The sequence below is a fragment of the Pseudohalioglobus lutimaris genome (assembly GCF_002866825.1).
GTDB classification, from domain to species: Bacteria; Pseudomonadota; Gammaproteobacteria; order Pseudomonadales; family Halieaceae; genus Halioglobus; species Halioglobus lutimaris.
The window spans coordinates 49,904-69,227 of sequence record NZ_PKUS01000010.1 but is presented as its reverse complement, the minus strand read 5'-3'; the positions used below and the strand labels follow the sequence as shown (position 1 = coordinate 69,227).

Sequence of the window (19,324 nt, the reverse complement as noted above, 5' to 3'; positions counted from 1 at the left end):
AGAGTGCAGAATGGGCAAGATATCCCGCCGAACTTAGAGGTGCCGTTTGAATCACGGCGGCACCGCAAACCCACTTTACTAATCAATTGGAGAATCCATGAAGGTTCTTGTTGCCGTTAAGCGCGTCGTTGACTACAACGTCAAAGTTCGCGCCAAAGCCGATGGTAGTGATGTTGACCTGAATAACGTCAAGATGGCTATTAACCCCTTCTGCGAAATAGCTGTCGAGGAGGCTGTTCGCCTCAAGGAAGCGGGCACAGCCACTGAGGTGATTGCCGTCTCTGTTGGCGACAAGTCCTGTCAGGAGCAGATTCGCACTGCACTGGCACTGGGCGCAGACCGTGGCATTCAGGTTGAGACCGAGGGCGGTGTTGAGCCACTGGTCGTCGCCAAGTTACTGAAAGGTGTGGTCGAGAAAGAACAGCCGCAGCTGATTATCCTGGGTAAACAGTCGATCGACGGTGACAACAACCAGACCGGACAGATGCTGGGTGCACTCGCGGGTATGCCCCAGGGCACATTTGCCTCAGAGGTGGTCATTGATGGCGACAAGGTAAACGTAACGCGTGAAGTTGACGGCGGCTTGCAAACTGTCGCGCTGAGCCTGCCCGCGGTCGTTACCACGGACCTGCGTCTGAACGAGCCACGCTATGCGTCCTTGCCCAACATCATGAAGGCGAAGAAGAAGCCGCTGGACGTGTTCTCTCCAGCTGACCTTGGCGTAGAAGTCACTTCACACCTCACCCAGGTAAGCGTTGAGCCGCCCGCTGAACGTCAGGCCGGAATCAAGGTTGAAGATGTTGACCAACTGCTGGACAAATTGAAGAACGAGGCGAAGGTAATCGGATGAGCACTCTGGTAATTGCAGAACACGACAACGCTACCCTGAAGGGAGCTACACTCAACGCGGTAACCGCTGCGCAAGCGCTTGGTGCTGACATCGACATCCTTGTGGCCGGTGCAAACTGTGATGGCGCAGCCCAGGCCGCTGCTGCTGTCGCCGGTATCGGCAAGGTGCTGGTTGCAGATAACGCTGCCTATGAGCATCAACTGGCAGAGAATGTCAGTTTGCTGGCCGCAGAACTCGGCGCGGGCTACGACTACATTCTCGCCGCCGCTACCGCTAATGCCAAAAACACCATGCCGCGGGTTGCCGCGTTGCTGGATGTCGCGCAGATTTCAGAAATAACGTCCGTCGAATCAGGCGACACTTTCAAGCGCCCGATCTACGCTGGAAACGTTATAGCGACGGTGAAGAGCACGGACGCAAAGAAAGTGATAACTGTGCGCGCTACGGGCTTTGACGCGGCACCCGCAGAGGGTGGTTCCGCAACCGTTGAAGCGGTAGCTGCCGTTCATGACGCAGGTATCTCGTCTTTCGTCGGTGAAGAAGTCGCCGTCTCCGATCGCCCTGAACTGACCGCTGCCTCGATTGTGATCTCCGGTGGCCGCGGTATGCAGAACGGCGATAACTTCAAACTGCTTGAAGGCATCGCGGACAAACTGAATGCCGCCATTGGCGCTTCCCGCGCCGCGGTTGATGCGGGCTTTGTACCCAACGACATGCAGGTTGGCCAGACAGGCAAAATTGTCGCCCCGGATTTGTACATCGCGGTGGGTATCTCCGGCGCCATTCAGCACCTTGCTGGCATGAAAGACTCCAAGGTCATCGTGGCGATTAACAAGGACGAAGACGCGCCGATCTTCCAGGTTGCGGATTACGGACTGGTCGCTGACCTTTTCGACGCGCTCCCTGAGATCGAGAGCAAGTTGTAGTAAGCAACAAGATTAGGAACCGGCCCTCAGCGGCCGGTTTTTTTTGCCCAAATTTTGCGCAGCGGTGGCGAACCCTCAGCCGGTAAGCCACTGCCTTATCTATGCCTGAGCACATCTGTACCGCGGTTTTTCCCCTGGGGTTGATCGATGGTTAGCCCCGTCAGGTCACAGTGCGCGACCAGTCTAGTCGCGGCGCAAACGGTCAGAAATGGCAATGGGCGAGGGGTAGTTCAGAACCACAATGTAGGAGGAGGCGAGCAGGGTGATTATTGTGGTTGCCTGTATCAAAAGCGATGCCTCGGCTGAAATCAGGGCGGCACCCGCTGCGACGTAAGCGATCAGCAGCGAAAACTCGGAGGCCTGGCCGAGCCTGAAGCCCAGGTCCCAGGCGAGACTGCGCTGCTCACTGACCCCCTTGAACAGCCAGCGATAGGTGATCGGCTTAACCGCCAGTACCAGCACGGCCAGGACGATTGCTGGCATCCACACCAGTTGCAGCAAGGCGAGATCGAAACGCGCGCCCACGGAAAAGAAAAAGAGAATAAGGAAAAAATCACGCAGTGGCTTGAGGTTGACGGCAATGTATTGAGAAATAGGGCTGGTGGCGATAGTAATGCCCGCGATGAAGGCGCCGATTTCCTCTGAAAGCCCAAGGGCTCTGGCAGCCTCTGCCATGCCCAGGCACCAGCCCAGGGCAAGGAGGAAGATGTACTCATGAAATCGATCAAACCGCGCGATCAGAGGCAGCAGAACGAACCGCACCACCATGAGTGCGGCCCCACCCAGCAGGGGCAATCCCATAAGCGACACAGCCAGGTCCCGCCCCATGTTACCGGTGTCCGCAGCGGCGCTGAACAGAGCCATGAGTACGATTATCGCTAGCAGGTCCTGCAGCAGGAGAAGACCCACCATCAGTTCGCCAGTGCGCTTATGGTGCAGGACAGTCGTCGGCAGTAGTTTGATCCCGATAATCGTGGACGAAAACATCATCGCCGCGCCAATCACGAGTGCGTCTGCGTTACTGAAGCTGAATAGACGCGCGACCCCGAAGCCCATCGCCAGAAACACCACGGAACTGGCCAGGGCCACGACAGTCGACTTGCGTAGCGTCGTCCACAGCGCCTGGGGTTGCATGTCCAGGCCCAGCAGAAATAACAGGAAGATAATGCCGATGTGACCAATCTCGGCCAGTAGCTGGGTGTCGTTGACCAGCGAGAGGCCGTACGGGCCTATGCAGGCGCCCAGCGCGATATAGGCGATGATCAGTGGCTGGCGCGTCGCCAGGGCCAGTGACGCGAAAATTGCGGCACCAGTGAAGATCAGGAAAAAAGAAAAGGTGAGGGATACATCCATGCTAGCAGTGTAGTGAAGCCGTAGTCGGATAGAAACCTTCAGCGGAAGATATTGAGGCGCCCGTTGCGGTACGCCCCGTGGTGCCGGTTATTACTTAGCCCGCCTGCGAAACAGGGGCTGGGGCCGGTCTACAGAGGCCTGGTAGGCCTCGCTGAAATCCGCCAGGCTGGGCAGTGCCTCCTCCAGTTCGCTCTCGTCGTCAAATTCGAATGCGTTGAAACCGCAGCGCGACAGGTAGGTGAGTTGATCGCGTAGAAAGTGGCCGACGGCGCGAATCTCGCCTTTATAGCCTCGCTCGCGTAGCTCGCGGGCATAGGAAAATCCGCGGCCATCCATGAAAGTGGGGAAATTCACCAGTACCATCGGAATCTCATCAATGTGCGCCAGCAGGGACGCCAGGCTTTCGCCGGGCTCCAGTACAACTGCCCGGCTGCTGCGCTCTGTTGATTCCAGCCACTGTTCCAGATCAAGCACTTCGGGCCCGTGGTCTTCAACGATCGCGCCGTTCCTGATAAGCCTAGGCATAAACACGCTCCTTGAAAGGGTCAATGCCTACGCGACGATAGGTGTCGATAAACGCCTCGTCTTCCTGGCGCAGGCTTAGAAATGTAGTGAGCAGGTTCTCCAGAATATCCGGCATGTCCTCCTGCTTGAACGACGGCCCGAGTATCTTGCCGATACTGGCGTCCTTGCCCTGACTGCCGCCAAGGCTGACCTGGTAGAATTCCTGTCCCTTCTTATCTACACCCAATACGCCTATGTGGCCGATGTGATGATGACCGCAGGCGTTCATGCAGCCGCTGATATTGAGCTCCAGCGGCCCCAGGTCATAGACATAATCCATGTCTTCAAAGCGGGCCTGAATAGCCTCTGCGACCGGAATGGACTTGGCGTTGGCCAGAGAGCAGTAGTCGCCTCCGGGGCAGCAGATTATGTCGGTAAGGTAGCCGATGTTCGCGGTTGCCAGGCCGGCTTTTTGCAGGGCCTGCCAGAGGCCGTACAGCTGACCCTGCTCGACATCGGCGAGCACTATATTCTGCTCATGTGTGGTGCGCAGCTCGCCGAACGAATACTGGTCTGCCAGGTCAGCCACCAGTTCCAGCTGTTCATCCGTTATATCGCCCGGGGCATAACCCGTGGCCTTCAGGGATACGTTAACGATGCGATAACCAGGAACGCGATGGGCCACGGTATTCCGCTTTACCCAGTTGCCGAACACCGGGTCTGACGAGCACTGCTCAGCCAATGCTGCGGCCACCGTCTCGGCATCAAGAGACTGGTACACCGGGGCGGTGAAGAAAGATCGAGCCCGCGAGATCTCGTCCTCGGTGAGTGTGCTGGGACCATCCCTGAGCACGGCCCATTCTTTCTCTACCGCCTCGCGAAACGCATCGACGCCCATGGCTTTCACCAGGATCTTGATACGTGCCTTATACTTGTTGTCCCGGCGACCATGCTGGTTGTAAACCCTGAGAATAGCTTCCAGATAGGTGAGCAGGTGCTGCGGCTCAAGAAACGGGCATATCTGGGAACCGATAACCGGGGTTCGACCCAGGCCGCCGCCGACCAGCACCTTGAAACCTTTCTCCCCCGCTGCGTTGTGCACCAGTTCCAGGCCGATGTCATGGGCGTAGATCGCGGCGCGGTCTTCGGCAGTTCCGCACACCGCTATCTTGAATTTCCGGGGCAGGAAAGCGAACTCCGGATGCAGGGTTGACCATTGCCGGATGATCTCACACCAGGGGCGGGGATCTTCCAGCTCATCCACTGCCACACCGGCGTACTGGTCTGTTGTGGTATTGCGAATGCAATTCCCCGAGGTCTGTATGGAGTGCATCTGCACGCTTGCCAGTTCTGCCAACAGGTCAGGCACCTCGGCAAGCTCCGGCCAGTTGAACTGGATGTTCTGGCGTGTGCTGACATGCACGTAGCCTTTGTCATAATCCCGCGATAATTGCGCGATCTTGCGCAGCTGCCTGCTGCTCATTAGTCCGTAGGGCACCGCAATGCGCAGCATGGGCGCCAGGCGCTGCACATAGAGGCCGTTCTGCAGGCGCAGGGGTAGAAACTGCTCATCGGTCAGTTTTCCGTCCAGAAAGCGCGCGGTCTGGTCGCGGTACTGCGCTACCCGCTCATCGACAATCTTCTGGTCGTACTCATCATAGACGTACATCAAGGGTTCCTGTGTCTGGTGGTGCCGGGTTGCCCCGGGTAAAGAACGCGTTACCTTAGCAGAAAACGCTACTGCCAAATAGTCAGATCTTTCATAAGGTTAGAACGAGATGTTTGCAGCTGCTGTAGCTTGGGAAATGCGCCCGAGCTGCTATAATGCAGCACCTTCAAGAACCTTACCCGGAGTAAGACAATGAGCGATGACCTTCACGAAAACGATGCCGGCGACGGTACTGCCGATGCCATCGCAGCCACAGCAGTTATATCGCTGGTTGTGCTGACCCTTTACATCTGGCTGTCCGGAATGCCTTCCTGAACGGCCGCCAGGGGCGGCAGTGCTCAGGCCGCTCCTTTCACCACCAGCTGTACAACGAACACCATTACGCCTATGAACATCAGCGTGAAGAGGATGCCGGCAGCGATAAAAACGCCAGCGCGCCCCTCAGTGAAATCCCGCTCACGATTCTTGCTGCTCTGAACACCCAGCCCCGCTGCGAACACACTGGAGATGACCTGAAGAACGTTTAAAGACTTCTTCTTTTGCCTGGTGTCTTCCAAATCGGTCATAGTACCCCGTTCTCCTGTCAGTAATTCAAGTTTGGACGCAGCCAGCGTTCGACTGATTCTACCGAAGTCCCTTTGCGCTCGGCCAGGCTTTCCACCTGGTCACGGCCTATCTTGCCCACGGCAAAGTACTTGGCCTCGGGATGAGCGAAATAGAAACCGCTGACGGAAGATGCCGGGCTCATAGCATAGTTCTCGGACAGGCTGACCCCGGTATTTTTCGTCGCATCAAGCAATTCGAACAGCGTGGCTTTTTCCGTATGATCCGGGCACGCAGGATAGCCCGGGGCAGGGCGGATGCCGCGATAGCGCTCGCGGATCAGGCTGTCGTTATCCAGTGACTCCTCGGGGTCGTAGCCCCAGAGCTCGGTGCGCACCAGTCGGTGCATATGTTCTGCAAACGATTCGGCAAGCCGGTCTGCCAGGGCCTTGAGTAAAATGCTGTTGTAGTCGTCGTGTTCCGCTTCATACCTGGCTGCAAGCTCTTCTACACCGTGTCCAGTGGTGACACAGAAGCCGCCCAGGTAGTCTCCCTCGGGCGCAATGTAGTCAGCGAGACTCTGGTTAGGCTTGCCTCCGGCCTTATCAGACTGCTGGCGAAGGTGATGCAGGGTGGCTAAGGGCTGAGTGCGCGTCTCGTCACTATAAATAGTAATGTCGTCTGCGCCGCTGCGGTCAGCAGGCCAGAAACCAACAACGGCTCTCGCTGTGAGCAGCTTTTCATCGACGATTTGCTTGAGCATCGCCTGGGCATCCTGATACAGCTCAGTGGCCTGTTTGCCGATGACCTCATCCTCCAGAATCCTCGGAAATTTCCCGGCCAGTTCCCAGGTGATAAAGAAGGGTGTCCAGTCGATAGTGTCAATCAGCTTGGCCAGGGGGAAGTCATCGAATACACGCGTACCAATGAAACTGGGCTTAACCGGTTGATAGCTATCCCAGTCCAACTGCGGTGCACGGCTCACGGCTTCCGCGTAGGACAATGGTTTGGCGCGGGGTTCACGATTGGCAATACGCTCCCTGACCTGCTGGTATTGTTGACGACGCTCCTCAACGAAGGCAGGTTTGCCATCGCCCATCAGTTGCGTGGCGACCGACACACTGCGTGATGCATCCGGGACATAAGCCACAATGTCGTTCTTGTACTGGGGCTCGATTTTCACCGCAGTATGGGCGTTGGAAGTCGTTGCGCCGCCTATTAGCAACGGTACCTGAAAATCACCTCGCTGCATTTCCGCGGCAACGTGAACCATCTCATCGAGCGACGGGGTGATCAGGCCGGACAAGCCGACGATGTCGACGGATTCCTCGCGCGCGACTCGCAGAATCTCGTCACAGGAGACCATAACACCCAGGTCGATAACCTCGAAGTTGTTGCACTGCAGCACTACGCCGACGATATTCTTGCCGATATCGTGTACATCACCCTTGACGGTGGCCATCAGGATTTTGCCGTTGGTGCTGTTGCCGTCGGTCTTTTCTTCTTCGATGAACGGCTGCAGGTACGCGACGGCCTGTTTCATTACCCGCGCACTTTTTACGACCTGGGGCAGAAACATTTTCCCCTCTCCGAACAGGTCTCCTACCACGTTCATACCATCCATCAGCGGTCCTTCAATAACCTGGATAGGCCGATCAAAGTGCTGGCGCGCTTCTTCCGCGTCTTCGACGATGTAGGTATTGATACCTTTCACCAGCGCATGCTCCATGCGCTTGACCACATCCTGCTCGCGCCAACTCAAGTCTTCCTTGCGCGCCTCACCTGTGCCGCTCCCTCGATATCGCTCTGCCAGGTCCAGCAGTTTCTCGGTTCCGTCATCGCGGCGATTGAGAACGACGTCTTCTACTGCCTCGCGCAGGTCAGCGGGAAGATCGTCATAAACCGCGAGCTGTCCAGCGTTGACGATGCCCATGTCCATGCCGGCACGAATTGCGTGGTAAAGGAATACCGAGTGAATCGCTTCACGCACCGCGTTGTTGCCGCGGAAAGAAAAGGAGACATTTGAAACTCCGCCTGAAACCAGCGCGCCCGGCAGGGTCGCCTTGATGTGGCGAGTGCCCTCGATAAAGTCTACGGCGTAGTTATTGTGCTCTTCGATTCCGGTCGCGACGGCAAAAATGTTCGGATCGAAAATGATGTCATTGGGATTGAAACCCACTTCGTTGACGAGCAGGTCGTATGAGCGTTTGCAGATATCCTTTCGGCGTTGAAGATTGTCCGCCTGGCCGTCCTCATCAAAGGCCATGACGACAACAGCTGCACCATAGCGCAGGCAGAGGCGAGCCTGTTCCAGAAACTCTTTCTCACCAGCCTTCAGACTAATCGAGTTCACCACCGGTTTACCGGGTATGCACTTAAGCCCCGCCTCGATGACCGTCCATTTTGACGAGTCCACCATGATAGGAACGCGGGCGATATCGGGCTCAGACGCAATCAGGTTGAGGAAAGTTACCATGGCATGCTCTGCATCCAGCATGCCTTCGTCCATATTGATATCTATGATCTGGGCGCCGTCTTCCACCTGGTTGCGGGCGACTTCCAGTGCTGTTTCGTAGTCGTCCTCAAGGACCAGGCGCTTGAACCGGGCTGAGCCAGTAACGTTGCAGCGCTCGCCCACGTTGACGAAGAGGCTGTCCTCCTTGATGTTGAAGGCTTCGAGTCCGCTCAGGCGGCAGGCGGGGTCCAGCTGGGGCAGTGGGCGAGGAGTGATGTCGGCAACGGCCGCAGCAATCGCGCTGATGTGCTCTGGCGTGGTACCGCAGCAGCCGCCTGCGAGGTTGAGCATGCCGCGGCTGGCGAATTCGCGGAAGTCATCGTGCATGATATCCGGTGTTTCGTCGAATTCGCCAAACGCATTAGGGAGTCCGGCATTCAGATAGGCGCCGAAGTAGCAATCGGCCACCCTGGACAGCTCCTCCAGGAAAGGTCTGATTTCCTTGTACCGGCGTCCGCAATTACTGCCTACGATAAGCGGATTGGCGTGGGCGATGGCGTTGTAGAAGGCTTCCGGGTTTTGCCCGGAAAGTACACGGCCACTGACATCGGGGAAGGTTACCGAAATCATCAGCGGTAGTTCTGTGCCACTTTGCTCAAACGCCTGTTTGACGGCAAAAATTGCGGCTTTGGCGTTGAGTGTGTCGAAAATCGTCTCTATCAGTATGACATCAACGCCACCCTCTATCAGTGCCAGGGTCGCCTCCAGATAGGCTTCGCTGAGTTGGTCAAAGGTGACACCGCGAGCCCCCGGGTCGTTAACGTCCGGTGAGATTGACGCTGTCTTCGGGGTGGGACCCAGGGAGCCTGCTACAAAGCGCGGCCTGCCAGGGTTGTCTGCCATCGCTTTGTCAGCCGCAGTCCTCGCGACTTTCGCCGCGGCAACGTTAAGCTCGTACGCGAGGTAGCCCAGCTGGTAGTCGTCCTGCCCCAATGATGTGGCGTTGAAACTGTTGGTTTCAATCATGTCAGCGCCGGCATCAAGATAAGCCCGGTGAATGGCTTCGATGACGTGGGGTCGGGTGATCGACAGGAGATCGTTGTTTCCCTTGAGGTCGACAGGGTGATCGCCAAAACGATCACCGCGATAGTCTGCCTCTTCCAGGCCCTCCTTCTGGATCATGGTACCCATGGCGCCATCCATAACAAGAATGCGCTGTTGCAGGGCCTCGATCAGGGTCTGGGCAGGGGTGTTGGACACGTCTATCTCCGCTGGGCTCGTGAAAAGGAAGGCATGCTAACAGACCGATTAATCTATATCAAAATATTTTGATATAGATATTACCCCTTGTACCCACTTGAAAACTCGCCACCGTCCCCCATATTTCATAGAATACCCGACTAAATTACTCAGATAGCAGGTTTGACCCCATGGTGACCATTACTGAATCCGCTCAGGACTATCTCGCGGAACTGCTCGCAAAGCAGGAAGACGCCCTTGGTGTGCGCGTATTCATCAACCAGCCCGGTACCCCCAGGGCGGAAACGTGTATCGCCTACTGCCGGGACGGAGACGTGGTCCCGGAGGACGAAGAGCATAAGTTCGAGAAGTTTACGGCCTGGTTCGAGGGACGTTCACTGCCTTTCCTGGAAGACGCTCTGGTGGACTACTCCAAGGACCGCATGGGCGGTCAGCTGACCATCAAGGCCCCCAATGCCAAAATGCCGCGTGTGGACGAGAATAGCCCGCTGGAAGATCGCATAAACTATGTGCTGTATAACGAAGTCAATCCGGCGCTGGCTGCCCACGGCGGCGAAGTCAGCCTGGTAGAGATCACCGAAGACCGATTTGCCGTGCTGCGTTTCGGCGGCGGTTGCCAGGGGTGTTCTGCAGTCGACCAGACCCTGAAAGGGGGTGTAGAGAAAACACTGATGGAACAGTTGCCGCAACTGGCTGGTGTGCGCGACATGACAGACCACACAGATCGTTCGCAGGCTTACTACTAGCCGCTTACAGGTAGAGAGGGCTGCTGGCTACATAGCGCGACATCAGGGTCTGCTGCCAGCGCCTAGCCCTGCCGACTCCGCAGTACGTCCTTTACTGTCTCGCGCAGCTTGCGCAGGCAGGCCTCAGTCTCCTCCCAGCCGATACAGCCATCGGTGACCGAGACCCCATAGGCGAGGTCATCCAGATTCTCCGGGATGGACTGGTTGCCGGCATGAATGTTGGACTCAATCATCAGGCCGACGATGGATTGATTACCCTCAATGATCTGGTTGCCGACATTTTCCACCACCAGCGGCTGTAACTCAGGTTGCTTGTTGGAGTTGGCGTGAGAGCAGTCCACCATAATGTTGCCGGGTAGTTTTGCTTTGGCAAGCGCATCCTCACACAGTTTTATATGGACCGAGTCATAGTTCGGGCCGGCACTGCCGCCGCGCAGTACGATATGTCCATGCGCATTTCCACGGGTTGTAAATACGGACACCTGTCCCTGGCGATTAATGCCAAGGAAGCGGTGGGGTTTGGAGACTGAATTCAGTGCGTTGGTGGCGACGGTCAGGCCACCGTCGGTCCCGTTTTTGAAACCAACGGCGGATGATAGCCCACTGGCCATCTCGCGATGAGTCTGCGATTCGGTGGTACGGGCGCCGATGGCGGACCAACTGATCAGGTCCTGCAGATACTGTGGGGATATTGGGTCCAGCGCCTCGGTGGAAGTGGGCAGGCCCAGCTCCAGTATGTCCAGGAGTAGCTTGCGACCGATATGCAGGCCTTCCTCAATCTGGAAAGAGTCATTCAGATGGGGGTCGTTGATCAGGCCTTTCCAACCGACTGTGGTACGCGGCTTCTCAAAATATACGCGCATTACTATGTACAAGGTGTCATCCAGCTCGTCCGCTAGCGCCTTCAGGCGCCGCGCATAGTCCAGGGCCGCTTCGGTATCGTGAATAGAGCAGGGACCCACGACTACAAACAGGCGGTGATCCTTGCGATCCAGGATATCCCACACGGCCTGCCTGCTATCAGCGACTGTTTGCCGCACATCCTCAGACATGGGTAATGCTTCCCACAGCTGCTCCGGTGTTACCAGAACACCCTGTGAATCGACATTGATATTATGGACTTCGTTGTTGCTCATGCTTGTTACCTGATACAGTAATTTCCGGGAAAACAGCCCGGCGCTTGTCTTTTGAGGCGCGTCATTCTATAGCAGCAAACACCATTTTGATAGGCGCCATCCGGGCGCGGCAGGAGGTAGACAGTGCCCCCAGCGGGTTCCTCGCAGTATTTTGATCTCGGCCCTTTGCAACCACTGCTCGATGCGGGTTTCACTTTGCTCACTCCCAACCTTCGTCTGGCCAGGCGCATCAAGGCGGAGTGGGATCGCAGGCAGATAGAACAGGGTATGCAAAGCTGGGAGCCGGTGGCCGTCAGTGCTATCGATCATTGGTTGCAGGAGCGTTGGCAGCAAATGTCAGCAGCGGCCGATAGACCGTGTTCGCGCAGATTGCTGAGTGCCCTGGAGCAGGGGGAGCTCTGGCGCCAGGTGATCGACGAGGACGGGCGTCAATATGCAAACCACAACCTGTTGCGCGTTGAAGCGGCCATCGAGCTGGCACAGCAAGCCCGGGAAAACCTGTTGCGTGCCCAGGTGCCAATGTCATCACCCGCTGTCATCGATGAGTTTCGCTTCGATGCGGACCCCGCCACGTTTTTACGCTGGTTTCAGGCTTTCAACGATAAGCTGGCGGAGGCCAACTGCCTGACGCTGGCTGACTGCGTGGTGGAACTGTCGGGCCTGCGCGGAGCGAAATCTGGGCCGCTTGCGTTGGTGGACTTTGATGACATATCACCACTGTACCGCGCCGCCGTCGTTGCACTTGCCTCATCCGTAGAGGAGGTGACAAGTGGGCGTGGCGATGCCGCAGTGCTCGCGCGCAGCTTTCCAGACCGACGGGCAGAGCTCTCGGCGGTGGCCAGTTGGGCTGCGGCGGAATTTCAGCGCGATCCGAATTGTCGCCTGGGAATTATTCTGGCGGACATGCATTCCGACAGGGCCGACCTCGAGTACCTGTTAAGGCGGTCCTTTGACTGCCTGGGCGAAAACTACACCTCATTGCCAGTGAACTTTTCGACAGGCATAACCCTGGACCGGGCGCCCGTGGTTCGCGACGCACTGCGCATGCTCGCCGCCGGTGGTCGCAGCATGCGCATGGGCGATGTGTTGGGATTATTGCAAACGCGCTTTTCCCCGAGGACCGAAGAATGTGGTGACTTGCTGGTAAAGCTGCTGCAGCAACTGTTCAGCGACGGCAGTGAAAAAATCAGTACCGGCCGCTTGCGGCTATTGGCAGCCAACGTCGCTCTGGGCGATGAGCAGGGACTGGCCGTCGCCAAAAGCCTGATGGCGGTCAATGCAATGCGCTTGCCCGGCAAGCGATGCCTGCCCTCGACATGGGTTGGCCTGTTTTGTGAGGCGCTGGAATGTTTCGCCTGGCCCGGTCGCGGTCCTCTGGACTCGCTGGAGTTTCAGCAGGTGGAGAACTGGTATGCCGTGCTGGAAACCTTTGCCGGGTTTGATGCGCTGAGCGCAGAGCTGGACTACAACGCCGCCCTGTCTCTGTTGCAACGCTGCTGCCAGGCAAGCATATCCCAACCACAAACGGCTGACAGCGGCATACAGGTGTTGGGGCCGCTTGAAGGCGCGGGTTTACAGTTCGAGCAGGTCTGGTTGTGCGGCTTGCAGGGCAGTCGCTGGCCAGCTGCCGCGCGCCCCAATCCATTCATACCCATGGTGCTGCAGCGCCGTCATGCCATGCCGCACAGCAGTGCTGAGCGCGAATGGCAATATGCCTCGACATTGATGCGCCAGTATACGTCTGGATGTCAGCAACTAACGGCGAGTTACTCCCGGCAAATCGATGGGGTACCTGAACTGCCCAGCCCCTTGCTGAAAGGCTTGCAGCTGTTACCTGAAGACGCACCGGCGGAAATTAATCCGCTATGGATACACGCGCAGTCGCGCGCGGCGCGCGCGCTGTTTGTTGATGAGCAGGCGCCTGCTGTCAAGGCAGCAGGCAGGAGCGCTACTCGAGGCGGCAGCGGCATCCTGCAGGCCCAGGCAAACTGTCCCTTTCGGGCATTTTCCACCAGGCGCCTGCTGGCAGAGCCGCTGGACGATTACCGTGAGGGCCTCAGTGCCGCGGAGCGCGGTAGCCTGCTGCACGATGCTTTGTATGCACTGTGGGGTGAACTGGGGGACAGTGCCGCATTACAGGCGATGAATGCCAGCATCTTACAGGAGACGGTAAACCGAGCCGTGGAAGCGGCCGTGGAGGCCGCCCACGATTCCATGAAACAGCGAGTTGGCCTGCATTGCATTGACCTTGAGTGCGCGCGCCTTGTTTCGCTGTTGCAGCAGTGGCTGCAGTTTGAGCAAAGCCGCGAGCCATTCCGGGTGGTGGCACGGGAGCTCCCCATTGAGTTCCAGTTGGGTGGATTGACCCTTAGTCTGCGCGTGGACCGGATTGACGAGCTGGCCGATGGTTCCCGCCTGGTCATCGATTACAAATCAGGACGCAGCAGCTTATCGAGCTGGCTGGGGGCGCGGCCCTCACAGCCACAACTTCCATTATATGGGATTACGGGAGAGGTCGACGGCCTCGCCTTTGCCCAGGTGCGAGCCAGGGATTGCAAGATGATCGGTGTGGGACAGGTGGCTGGCGTTCCCGGTGTGCAGGAAGATATCGCCAGGGCGGTGAAGCGATACTCCGCGCAGCAGGACTGGCCTGGTCTGGTAGCGGAGTGGCGCAGTAACCTGCAGCGGCTGGCCTCGGAGTTCGTGTCCGGGAACGCTGAGGTTGACCCTCTGCCCGGCGCCTGCACCTTTTGTGGTCTGCAGGCGCTGTGCCGTATCGATCATCCGGTACAGGAGCAGGTATGAGTATTGCAGATGCCGCCGAGCGAGCCACCGCTCTGGATGTCACGCGCAGCTTCTGCGTCAGCGCCCCCGCAGGGTCGGGCAAGACAGAGCTGCTGATACAGCGCTATCTCGCATTGCTGGGCAGGGTACAGCGTCCCGAGCAGGTGCTGGCGATCACCTTCACCCGCAAGGCGGCCGCAGAAATGCGTGAGCGGGTATTGCAGGCTTTAGCCGCCGCGGAGCAGTCCCAGGCGACAGCTGGCGAGCATGAGCAAATTACTCGCCAGCTCGCGGAGCAGGCGCTCGCGACCAGTGCTGCGCATAACTGGCAACTGACGCGTGACGTATCCCGCCTCAACATCAAGACCATAGACAGTTTTTGTGCCGGACTCACCCGGCAAATGCCCGTGCTCAGCCGCTTTGGCGGGCAGGCGCAAGCGGTGGACAACGCGCTGCCACTGTATCGTGAAGCGGTGCAGGAGTTGTTTGCGATGGCCGGCTCCTCGCGGCCAGAAATGGCGGATCTGGATGCCTTACTGCTGCATTTTGACAATAACTGGGAGCAGCTGGCGCAATTGCTGGTGGCGATGCTTGGCAAGCGCGACCAATGGCATGAGTACATGGGGGCACGCACCTCTCCCCAACAGGCCGAGGCGCGGCTGCAACAGACCGTTAGCGCCGTAATCCTGGAAACACTGACTGACCTCAGTGAACGGCTGGGCGCCTGGCATGACGAACTCCTGGACCTGTTGTGCTACGCGCGCGGTCACCTGGGTGAGCCGGTTCCCGATGATTTTCCCAGTGCGACCGAAGCGGATCTGCACGGCTGGCGGGCGCTGGGGGATATGCTGCTCACCCAGGGCGGAACCTTTCGCAAGTCGGTTAACGTGCGCAACGGTTTTCCAACCGGGGATGATGAAGCGAAAGCGCGCAAGGCCCACTTTGCCGACCTGGTAAAACGCATGGCTGCAATACCCGACCTGCAGGAAGAGCTTGCGGCGATAGCGTGGCTACCATCAATGGACAGCAACGCCCATTCCTGGCAGATGGTGATTCATCTATCCCACGTACTGCCCTTGCTCGCTGCCTGTTTGCTGCTGGTATTTGAGCGACGCGGTGTGGTCGATCACAGCCAGGTGGCACTGTCCGCGCTGGATGCGCTGGGAGAGGACGACGCGCCCACTGAGTTGGCGCTGCGGCTGGACTACAGCATAGAGCACATACTGGTTGATGAATTCCAGGATACCGCGATTAACCAGTACCGCCTTGTGGAGAGGCTGACGCGGGGATGGGGGGAGCACAATGGGCAGAACCCAAGTGCTCCGCGCACCATCTTCATCGTCGGCGACGGTATGCAATCTATTTACGGCTTTCGTAATGCCAATGTCGGTTTGTTCCTGAAAGCGCGTGAGCAGGGTTTTAATGGCGTGATGCCGGTGGCGCTGGCACTGCGCAGTAACTTCCGCTCCGAAAGTGGCGTGGTCGATTGGGTTAATGAAAGCTTCCGTATGGCGTTTCCGGTACAGGACAACGTGCGTCGAGGGCGGGTCAGTTTTACCGCAGCGGTTGCGGTTAAGCCTGCAGCGGCCGACCCGGCTGTCAACCTGCATGGATTCTGGGGTGAGGGTGCGCGCGAACAGGAAGCGCAGTGGATGGCAGAGACACTGCAGCGAGGCCTGGCAGACCCGACACTGCGCAGTATTGCAGTTCTTGGCCGTAGTCGCGGGCAACTGGCACCGCTGATGCAGATCCTGCGCAGCAGGGGCATTCCCTTTGCCGCGCAGGACATGGACAGCCTGGCCAGCTCCCCGGCGATCGGAGACCTGCTTACGCTTTGCCGTGCACTGGCCAACCCCGCAGACCGGGTCGCATGGTTGGCCATGCTGCGGGCACCGTGGTGTGGTCTGGAACTGGCAGACCTGCACGCTATTACCGTCGCCAGTGAACATCCGGGCTGCCAGAGCATCCAGGCATTGCTGCTGGATGATTCGCTCCCGGCGGGTTTGAGCGCAGCCGGCGCGGTAAACCTCAAGCGCGTGGCACAATGCTTGCGCTGGGCCCGGTCAAAGCGCGACCGGCTTGCCCTGCGGGTCTGGTTGGAGCAGCTCTGGCAGTACCTGGGCGGCCCCGACAGCCTGGTCGATGCCCGTTATCTGCAGGACGCTGAGCGCTTTTTGCAACTCTTACAGGAGGCGGAGCTTGAGGGTGCAGGGCTGGATATCGATTGGTTGCAGGAGCGTGTTGACCGGCTCTATGCTGCTGGCGAGACACCTGATGCGAAGCTGCAGGTGATGACCCTGCACAAGGCCAAGGGTCTGGAGTTTGATTGGGTGTTGATACCCGCCCTGGGTCGATCGACTCGCGGGGACAGCAGGGACATTCTGCTGTGGGACGAGTACAACAGCCCCAGCGGCCAGCGTGGCTTTTTGCTCGCTGCGGATGACCACAGTGATGACAAGACGCCGGGACTGTACAATTTTCTCAAGCGACAGCGCAGGGAAAAGTCACGCCTGGAAACCACGCGCCTGCTTTATGTGGGTGCCACGCGTGCGGTGCGCAAGCTCACCCTCAGTGCGTGCGTGGCGACAGGGGAAGACACCGGGACAGAAGTTCCGCAGCTGAAACCACCCGGAGAGGGTTCGCTGTTGGCGCCTATCTGGCCTGTTTTCGAACAACAGATGCAACTGCACCCGCGCAGTGAACCGGTGCCGGCAGCGTCGTCCACAGGCAGGCCGCTACTGCGGCTGGAACAGCCGCCGACACCGCCGCAGGTCGCAGTGGCACCCGCGGACGCTGGCGCCAATATTCCGCAGCCAGCGCTGAACTGGCTGGACCGTCACGTGGGCAATGTGATTCACGAAGTGCTTGAAGACCTGAGCCGGGATGCCGAATTGCCTGATGGCGTATCGGCGCAGCTGGAATCCGCTGTGCGTCGCTCCCTGCAGAACCGGGGCATTTTCGGCGTCCAACTGGACAGTGCCCAACAGCGGGTGGTGGCATCCCTGCAGAGTACGCTGGCGGACGAAAACGGCGGGCGTTGGCTGTTGTCGGCCAGGCACCGGGAGTCCCATAGTGAACTGCCATTGACCATCAACGACCAGGGCAAGCCCCGGGATATCATTGTCGACCGCACGTTTATTGACGCTGAGACGGGCCATCGCTGGATTGTGGATTACAAGAGCAGCGTTCCTGCAGCAGATATGCCGCTGGCACAGTTTCTGGCGGAGGAGGCAGCACGCTATGGTCCCCAGCTGCGCCTCTATCGCGACAGCCTTGCCGCGCGGGGCGAGGAACCCCTGCGCTGCGCGCTGTACTTTACGGCGTTGGCGGCGTTGCATCACCTGGTGGAACTTGATCTGGGTTGAAGCCGCCCTGAATCAGTCCTGGCAACGGCTGATGACATCGTCGGAAAAGCGCTTGATGGCATCAATTTTGTGTTCCAGCTTGTCGCTGCTGCCGTGGTAGAAGGGCCAGGGCATGGTCATGATGTGGGTAACGCCGCCATCCTGCAGGCGCTTGTAGCCGTCCACGTCCCAGGCGTCTGAGGGCGTGGCCATGACCTCAAACGGCTGTTGATCGCGGCCATACTCTTTGCGCCATTGCGTAATGCGGCTGATTGACTCGAGGATCTCCGCAGAGGTCTGCAGGTCTGACACCCAGCCGTCGGCGACCCTTGCTGCACGGCGCATGGCCGGCTCCGAGATGCCGCCTATCCAGATAGGCACTGGCGCAGTGGGCGCCGGGTTCATTTCCATTGGCTCAAACTGATAGTGGTTGCCCTGGTAGCTGACCATTTCACCGCTCCACAGCAGACGCATGACTTCAATCATCTCATCCGCGCGCTTGCCGCGAGTATGGAAGTCCTGCCCCATCAACTCAAACTCGTCTTTGGACCAGCCGACGCCAAAGGCTGGAGTAATCCGATTGTTGGAAAGGATTGCCGCAGTGCTGATGGCTTTGGCGACCAGGTACGGATTACGCATTGGCAGCACAAACACGTTATTGGTGAAGCGCAGATTGTCGGTGATCGCAGCCAGTGCACCGATCATTACCCACGGATCGGGCCAGTCTGTGAAAGCCTGCCAACGCCGGGTGCCATCTTCAGTGTAGGGGTAGGGCGTGCGGATGGTTTCCGGGTTGACGACGTGATCGGAAAACGACATGGCATGCCACCCGTGCGTATCTGCGACCGGGGCCAGTTCGGTGAGATGGGACACGGTGCTGAATGAGGTGGATAAAACGAATTTCACGCGGGACTCCCTTAGCCAGTGAGTGGCTGGGAATGTAGCGTCTTGTTAGTGAAATGTCCCTGCCTGCGCGTATTGATTTGCAAGTCGACCATATTCTCATACTGCTCGCGGCGCGTGTCGCAGGTAGTGGAGTGGCCGGCCGACTGTTGGCCGGCCGGAAATTGAAGCTTACTCGGCCTTGGAGACATGCTCCAGACTGAGTGCAAGCGCCTCGCTGAAGGTAAGCACAATGGTTTGTCCCAGCGTTACGCCAGACATTTTCTCGGGCTCAACATCGGCAATCACATGCACCTTTCCATTCGGGTCAAGAACGGTAACAGTGCCCAGGAGGCGGTTCATGCCCTCGATGGTGCACACAGCGTGAATGATGCGTCCGGCACCTACCACGGGCGCGCCCTCTACTTCACCGACGCCTGCGTCCTTGATCATCACATACGGCTCGGCCATTTCTTCTGCAGTGGGCTCGCGAAGCTCACCCTCGAGAGCTGCAAGATAGGTGGCTCGCAATACGTCACCTACACTGACATCTTCCAGCTTTACGACTTTCTCAGATGCGGTGAGGGTCATTGCACTGCCATCCGGACCCTGCAGGGTGACCTGACGGGTCTCAAGATCAATTGCTGTGACTTGGGCTTCCACTTCCATCGCCATCGCCCGTGCGCCACCTTGAGGCTTCACTGCCTCTTCAGCAACGGCGGACATTGGGAGAACAAGCGCAGCGCTGAGCACGGCAGCAGCGCCAAGAAGTTGTTTAACAAGACTGGACATGATTCGTTCCTCTGGAGAAAAGTTGCAGCCCCGGGATCCAAACCGCCCCGGGGCAGGCGACAACATAGCCGCCCCGTGAC

General features: G+C 58.3%; 14 protein-coding genes. 6 read left to right on the top strand and 8 right to left on the bottom strand.

Going from position 1 to position 19,324, the window contains the following annotated elements:
• The first annotated feature begins 97 nt into the window (after window positions 1-97).
• Entirely contained in the window at window positions 98-850 is a 753-nt protein-coding gene (locus C0039_RS09745) for an electron transfer flavoprotein subunit beta/FixA family protein (protein ID WP_076001293.1), read from the top strand.
• Window positions 847-1,776 (top strand): electron transfer flavoprotein subunit alpha/FixB family protein, encoded by a 930-nt coding sequence (locus tag C0039_RS09740; protein ID WP_076001294.1) that lies wholly within the window; start codon window positions 847-849, stop codon window positions 1,774-1,776. The genes C0039_RS09745 and C0039_RS09740 overlap by 4 nt, the downstream gene beginning before the upstream one ends.
• 183 nt (window positions 1,777-1,959) lie before the next feature.
• On the opposite strand, the gene C0039_RS09735 is transcribed toward C0039_RS09740, so the two are convergent.
• The 3 genes from C0039_RS09735 to C0039_RS09725 all read right to left on the bottom strand — a co-directional run bounded on the left by C0039_RS09735 (window position 1,960) and on the right by C0039_RS09725 (window position 5,302).
• Window positions 1,960-3,129: a cation:proton antiporter domain-containing protein gene (locus C0039_RS09735; RefSeq protein ID WP_076001295.1), complete on the bottom strand. Its 1,170-nt coding sequence runs from the start codon at window positions 3,127-3,129 to the stop codon at window positions 1,960-1,962.
• A 90-nt stretch (window positions 3,130-3,219) separates the two neighbouring features.
• Entirely contained in the window at window positions 3,220-3,654 is a 435-nt protein-coding gene (locus C0039_RS09730; RefSeq protein ID WP_101517966.1) for a DUF934 domain-containing protein, read from the bottom strand.
• Window positions 3,647-5,302, bottom strand: a complete 1,656-nt coding sequence (locus tag C0039_RS09725; protein ID WP_101517965.1) for a nitrite/sulfite reductase — start codon at window positions 5,300-5,302, stop codon at window positions 3,647-3,649. The genes C0039_RS09730 and C0039_RS09725 overlap by 8 nt, the downstream gene beginning before the upstream one ends.
• A 192-nt stretch (window positions 5,303-5,494) precedes the next feature.
• Here C0039_RS09725 and C0039_RS21185 point away from each other — a divergent pair, with 192 nt between their 5' ends.
• Window positions 5,495-5,617, top strand: a complete 123-nt coding sequence (locus tag C0039_RS21185; protein ID WP_207796414.1) for a methionine synthase — start codon at window positions 5,495-5,497, stop codon at window positions 5,615-5,617.
• A 23-nt stretch (window positions 5,618-5,640) separates the two neighbouring features.
• Here the strand turns inward: C0039_RS21185 and C0039_RS09720 are convergent, their stop codons facing one another.
• Window positions 5,641-5,868 carry a DUF2970 domain-containing protein gene (locus C0039_RS09720; protein WP_076001298.1) on the bottom strand — a complete coding sequence of 76 codons (228 nt, stop codon included), beginning with the start codon at window positions 5,866-5,868 and terminating at the stop codon, window positions 5,641-5,643.
• A 17-nt stretch (window positions 5,869-5,885) separates the two neighbouring features.
• Window positions 5,886-9,566, bottom strand: a complete 3,681-nt coding sequence (gene metH, locus C0039_RS09715) for a methionine synthase (RefSeq protein ID WP_423810684.1) — start codon at window positions 9,564-9,566, stop codon at window positions 5,886-5,888.
• A 164-nt stretch (window positions 9,567-9,730) separates the two neighbouring features.
• On the opposite strand from metH, the gene nfuA reads away from it, so the two are divergent.
• A complete protein-coding gene (nfuA, locus tag C0039_RS09710) occupies window positions 9,731-10,306 on the top strand; it encodes a Fe-S biogenesis protein NfuA (RefSeq protein ID WP_076001299.1) in 576 nt (191 codons plus the stop codon).
• Window positions 10,307-10,368: 62 nt separating this feature from the next.
• Here nfuA and C0039_RS09705 read toward each other — a convergent pair whose 3' ends face one another.
• Window positions 10,369-11,442, bottom strand: coding sequence for a 3-deoxy-7-phosphoheptulonate synthase (locus tag C0039_RS09705; protein WP_101517964.1), 1,074 nt, complete (start codon window positions 11,440-11,442; stop codon window positions 10,369-10,371).
• Window positions 11,443-11,565: 123 nt separating this feature from the next.
• On the opposite strand from C0039_RS09705, the gene C0039_RS09700 reads away from it, so the two are divergent.
• Window positions 11,566-14,247 carry a PD-(D/E)XK nuclease family protein gene (locus C0039_RS09700; RefSeq protein WP_101517963.1) on the top strand — a complete coding sequence of 894 codons (2,682 nt, stop codon included), beginning with the start codon at window positions 11,566-11,568 and terminating at the stop codon, window positions 14,245-14,247.
• Window positions 14,244-17,591, top strand: coding sequence for a UvrD-helicase domain-containing protein (locus C0039_RS09695; RefSeq protein WP_101517962.1), 3,348 nt, complete (start codon window positions 14,244-14,246; stop codon window positions 17,589-17,591). Before C0039_RS09700 ends, C0039_RS09695 begins: the two co-directional genes overlap by 4 nt.
• A gap of 12 nt (window positions 17,592-17,603) precedes the next feature.
• Here C0039_RS09695 and C0039_RS09690 read toward each other — a convergent pair whose 3' ends face one another.
• Both C0039_RS09690 and C0039_RS09685 read right to left on the bottom strand, forming a co-directional pair.
• Window positions 17,604-18,476 carry an LLM class F420-dependent oxidoreductase gene (locus tag C0039_RS09690; RefSeq protein ID WP_076001303.1) on the bottom strand — a complete coding sequence of 291 codons (873 nt, stop codon included), beginning with the start codon at window positions 18,474-18,476 and terminating at the stop codon, window positions 17,604-17,606.
• A gap of 168 nt (window positions 18,477-18,644) precedes the next feature.
• Complete coding sequence (locus tag C0039_RS09685; protein ID WP_076001304.1) at window positions 18,645-19,244, bottom strand: hypothetical protein; 600 nt, start codon at window positions 19,242-19,244, stop codon at window positions 18,645-18,647.
• Between the last annotated feature and the right edge of the window lie 80 nt (window positions 19,245-19,324).

What these genes read in the sequence shown, in the direction of transcription:
- C0039_RS09705 (WP_101517964.1), bottom strand. Translation starts at nt 11,442, where the DNA reads ATGAGCAACAACGAAGTCCATAATATCAATGTCGATTCACAGGGTGTT.
- nfuA (WP_076001299.1), top strand. Translation starts at nt 9,731, where the DNA reads ATGGTGACCATTACTGAATCCGCTCAGGACTATCTCGCGGAACTGCTC.
- C0039_RS09730 (WP_101517966.1), bottom strand. Translation starts at nt 3,654, where the DNA reads ATGCCTAGGCTTATCAGGAACGGCGCGATCGTTGAAGACCACGGGCCC.
- C0039_RS09685 (WP_076001304.1), bottom strand. Translation starts at nt 19,244, where the DNA reads ATGTCCAGTCTTGTTAAACAACTTCTTGGCGCTGCTGCCGTGCTCAGC.
- C0039_RS09745 (WP_076001293.1), top strand. Translation starts at nt 98, where the DNA reads ATGAAGGTTCTTGTTGCCGTTAAGCGCGTCGTTGACTACAACGTCAAA.
- C0039_RS09725 (WP_101517965.1), bottom strand. Translation starts at nt 5,302, where the DNA reads ATGTACGTCTATGATGAGTACGACCAGAAGATTGTCGATGAGCGGGTA.
- C0039_RS09720 (WP_076001298.1), bottom strand. Translation starts at nt 5,868, where the DNA reads ATGACCGATTTGGAAGACACCAGGCAAAAGAAGAAGTCTTTAAACGTT.
- C0039_RS21185 (WP_207796414.1), top strand. Translation starts at nt 5,495, where the DNA reads ATGAGCGATGACCTTCACGAAAACGATGCCGGCGACGGTACTGCCGAT.
- C0039_RS09695 (WP_101517962.1), top strand. Translation starts at nt 14,244, where the DNA reads ATGAGTATTGCAGATGCCGCCGAGCGAGCCACCGCTCTGGATGTCACG.
- C0039_RS09740 (WP_076001294.1), top strand. Translation starts at nt 847, where the DNA reads ATGAGCACTCTGGTAATTGCAGAACACGACAACGCTACCCTGAAGGGA.
- C0039_RS09735 (WP_076001295.1), bottom strand. Translation starts at nt 3,129, where the DNA reads ATGGATGTATCCCTCACCTTTTCTTTTTTCCTGATCTTCACTGGTGCC.